Origin of the sequence: Phaeovulum sp. (genome assembly GCF_041596715.1) — a bacterium.
GTDB lineage: Bacteria > Pseudomonadota > Alphaproteobacteria > Rhodobacterales > Rhodobacteraceae > UBA6213.
In genome coordinates, this window is record NZ_JBFHIA010000285.1 from 1 (window position 1) to 3,434 (window position 3,434).

General features: G+C 65.2%; 5 protein-coding genes. 3 read left to right on the plus strand and 2 right to left on the minus strand.

What is annotated here, in order from left to right:
* The 3 genes from ABY403_RS14680 to ABY403_RS14690 form a co-directional block, all read left to right on the plus strand.
* Nucleotides 1-898: aldehyde dehydrogenase family protein (locus ABY403_RS14680; RefSeq protein WP_372841566.1), on the plus strand; the 898-nt coding region annotated here is incomplete at its 5' end.
* Between the two features lie 49 nt (nt 899-947).
* The gene (locus ABY403_RS14685) at nt 948-1,679 is read left to right on the plus strand and encodes a rhomboid family intramembrane serine protease (protein ID WP_372841567.1); all 732 of its coding nucleotides are present in this window, start codon (nt 948-950) and stop codon (nt 1,677-1,679) included.
* Complete coding sequence (locus ABY403_RS14690) at nt 1,676-2,062, plus strand: GFA family protein (protein ID WP_372841568.1); 387 nt, start codon at nt 1,676-1,678, stop codon at nt 2,060-2,062. Before ABY403_RS14685 ends, ABY403_RS14690 begins: the two co-directional genes overlap by 4 nt.
* A gap of 40 nt (nt 2,063-2,102) precedes the next feature.
* On the opposite strand, the gene ABY403_RS14695 is transcribed toward ABY403_RS14690, so the two are convergent.
* Nucleotides 2,103-2,894 carry an inositol monophosphatase family protein gene (locus ABY403_RS14695; protein ID WP_372841569.1) on the minus strand — a complete coding sequence of 264 codons (792 nt, stop codon included), beginning with the start codon at nt 2,892-2,894 and terminating at the stop codon, nt 2,103-2,105.
* Nucleotides 2,895-2,986: 92 nt separating this feature from the next.
* A partial coding sequence (locus tag ABY403_RS14700; protein WP_372841570.1) for a YdeI family protein occupies nt 2,987-3,434 on the minus strand: 448 nt, incomplete at its 5' end.

The window sequence follows — 3,434 nt, forward strand, 5'->3', positions numbered from 1 at the left end:
CGCGCATATCGGGCAGGCCGAGGCCGAGGAGCGGCTGCTGAAGGAACTACCGCGCCCCGAAGGTGGCCATTTCATTGCCCCCACCGTGATCCGTGTGCGGGGCATCGCGGATCTGGGGCGCGAAATCTTTGGCCCGGTGCTACATCTGGCAACCTTCAATGCCGAAGACCTGCCGCGTGTGCTGGCCGACATTACCGCCACCGGCTACGGGCTGACCTTTGGTCTGCACAGCCGCATCGATAACCGCGTGCAAGAGGTGACAGAGGCGCTGGCGGTGGGCAATATCTACGTGAACCGCAACCAGATCGGTGCCGTGGTTGGCTGCCAGCCCTTCGGCGGCGAGGGGCTATCGGGCACTGGGCCGAAGGCGGGCGGGCCGCAGTATCTACCGCGCTTCACCGCACCGCCCCGGCCTGCGCCGCTTGCGCCGCCCGAACCCGCGCCCCCCGCCACTGCGACCGCGCTCGCATCGGCGCTGGCCGCCTGCCCGCCAGCCCCGGCGCTGCCAGAGCGTGACCTACCCGGCCCCACGGGCGAATCGAACCGCCTGCTGTTGCAGGCCCGCGCGCCGCTTTTGTGCCTTGGCCCGGGGACCGCTGCGGCTGCGGCGCAAGCCGAGGCGGTGCGCAAACTCGGCGGCCGCGCGGTTGAGGTGCCGGCGGCGCTGGCGCCCGAGGCGCTTGCCACGCTAGACGGTTTTTCCGGCGTGCTTTGGTGGGGCGGGGCTGCCGAGGCACGCGCCTATGCGCAGGTGCTTGCCGCACGCGAAGGCCCGATCTTGCCGCTGATCGGCGCGCTGCCCGATCTTGCCCATGTCGCGCACGAGCGGGTGATCTGCATCGACACCACCGCATCGGGCGGCAACGCAGCATTGCTGGCAGGCGCAGGCACCGCCTGAGCCGCCAGAACCACTTGACGCCCGCGCGGCCTTGCGAAAGGCTCGCGCCATGTTTCCATTGCGCGACCACAACCCTTCGCTACGCCCGGCCTTTGTGACCTGGGCGCTGATCGCCACCAATCTGGCGCTGTTTTTTGCCACCATGCCTTGGGGCGGCAACATGGAAGAGCTGTGGTTTTCGCTGGCACTTTACCCTGGCATGGTCACGCATGGGCAAATGCTCATCGGCCTTGTCAGCCATATGTTTTTACATGCGGGTGTGGCGCATATCGTTGGCAACATGCTGTTTCTATGGATCTTTGGTGACAACCTTGAAGAGGCGTTGGGGCATTTCGGCTTTGCGCTGCTTTACTTTGGCGCAGGGCTTGCAGCGGCTGCGGCGCAGATCGTGGCGGAACCCGCAAGCATGGTGCCGATGGTTGGCGCTTCGGGGGCGATTGCAGGGGTGATGGGGGGATACCTTCTGCTGTTTCCCCGTGCGCGGGTTGATGTGTTGTTCATCTTCATCGTGTTCTTCAAGGTGATCCCGGTGCCCGCATGGTTGGTGCTGGGGGTCTGGTTCGCGCTGCAACTTTTCAACGGAACATCTGCCGATCTTGTTGGCGACGGCGTGGCCTACTGGGCGCATATCGGCGGGTTTGTGACTGGTTTGGCGCTTACCCTGCCAGTCTGGGCGCGGCGCGGCGCTACCCGTTTTTGGGCGCGCAGCGGCGGCCACCCCGACCACCCCGCCAGCACCTATCCAAGCCGGATTCCGACTGTGCCGCGGCGGCGTAAATGAGCTTGCCCGAAATCCTTACCCCGCATCGCCTTACCTGCCACTGCGGCGCGGTCGAGATGTTGGTGACGCTTTCCGATGGCCTCGCCACCGCGCGGCGCTGCGATTGCAGCTTTTGTCGCCGCCGTGGGGCTGTGGCCGTTTCTGCGCCCCTTTCGGGCGTTACCATCCTGCGGGGCGCTGACAACCTTGCGCTTTATCAGTTCGGAACGCGCAGCGCGAAACACTGGTTTTGCAAGACCTGCGGCATCTACACCCACCATCAACGCCGTTCAAACCCGCAGGAATACGGCGTCAATGCCGCCTGCCTAGATGGGGTGAACCCACGCGATCTTGACCCGGTCGTTTGGGCCGACGGGGTAAACCACCCGTCCGACAGGCGGTGAGCGATTTCGTGTTGCTAAAGCCCTGTAAGGGGCGCGCGCTTCAGGTGCCTTCGCGCAGGGTCGTGCAGAACTGGGGGTATAGCCCGGCGTTGCCCGCGATTACCGAACCGCTTTCGAAGATTTCGCGGCCTTCGCGCACGGCGCCGACAAAGCCGCCCGCCTCTTTCACCAGAATAAGCCCTGCGGCGATGTCCCAAGCGTTGATGCCGCGTTCCCAGTAGCCGTCATAACGACCCGCCGCGACATAGGCGAGGTCAAGCGCCGCCGAGCCCCAGCGCCGCACACCCGCACAAACCGGCATCAGGCGCGCAAGGTCTTGCAGCGTGGCCGGCAGGGTCGGGCGGCCACCAAAGGGCACACCGGTTGCAAAGATCGCCTCGATCATCGTGCGGCGCCCGGAAACGCGCATCCGCTGATCGTTCATAAAGGCGCCCAAGCCTTTTTCGGCGTAGAACATCTCGTCCTTGGCCGCATCGAACACCACGCCCGCCACGATCTCGCCCTTTTGCTCAAGCGCGATTGACACTGCCCAGTGCGGCAGACCGTGCAAAAAGTTGGTGGTGCCATCGAGCGGATCGACGATCCAGCGCCGGGTCGGGTCTTCGCCCGCCTCTTCACCGGTTTCCTCGCCAAGCCAGCCATAGGACGGGCGCGCGCCGCGCAGCTCTTCCTTGATGATCCGCTCTGCCTCGCGGTCGGCCTTGGAGACAAAGTCGCCCGGCCCCTTGGACGAGACCTGAAGATTTTCGACTTCGCGGAAATCCTTGACCAGCGCGCGGCCCGCCTTGCGGGCGGCCTTGATCATTAGATTGAGGTTAGCGCTGCCATGCATGGGGGGCTCCTGTTCGTCAGGCGCTGGCTATACGCGGGCGGGCGGCAGATGCCAAGGGGTTTGGGCGCTGCCGTCGATTGGGGCGTCTTTGGCTAAGGCAGATTTCCCTGCGCAAGGTCATGGACCAGTCGCGCGATCTTTGCCGCGCGCGCTTTTGGCGTTTTGGCTGTCTGAATGCGGAAGATCGCAGCATACCGGCTGGCACTGTCAAGCTGGGCAAACGCCGACGCAGCTGCGGGTTCGCCGGCCAGAGCGGCGGCAAGATCGGGCTGCACCTCTGCTTGGCGCAGCGGGCCGTAGGCGGCATCCCAGCGCCCATTCGCGCGGGCATGGTCGATCGCGGCTTGTCCCTGCGGCATCATGCGGCCCTCGGCGATCAATTCTGCCACGCGCGCGCGATTATACTGCGACCAGATAGAGCCTGCGCGCCGCGGCGTCAGGCGGACCAGAAAATACTGTTCATCAAAACTCCGCACCTGCCCGTCGATCCAGCCCCAGCAAAGCGCCACATCAACCGCCTCTTGCCGGCTTGGGGCCACG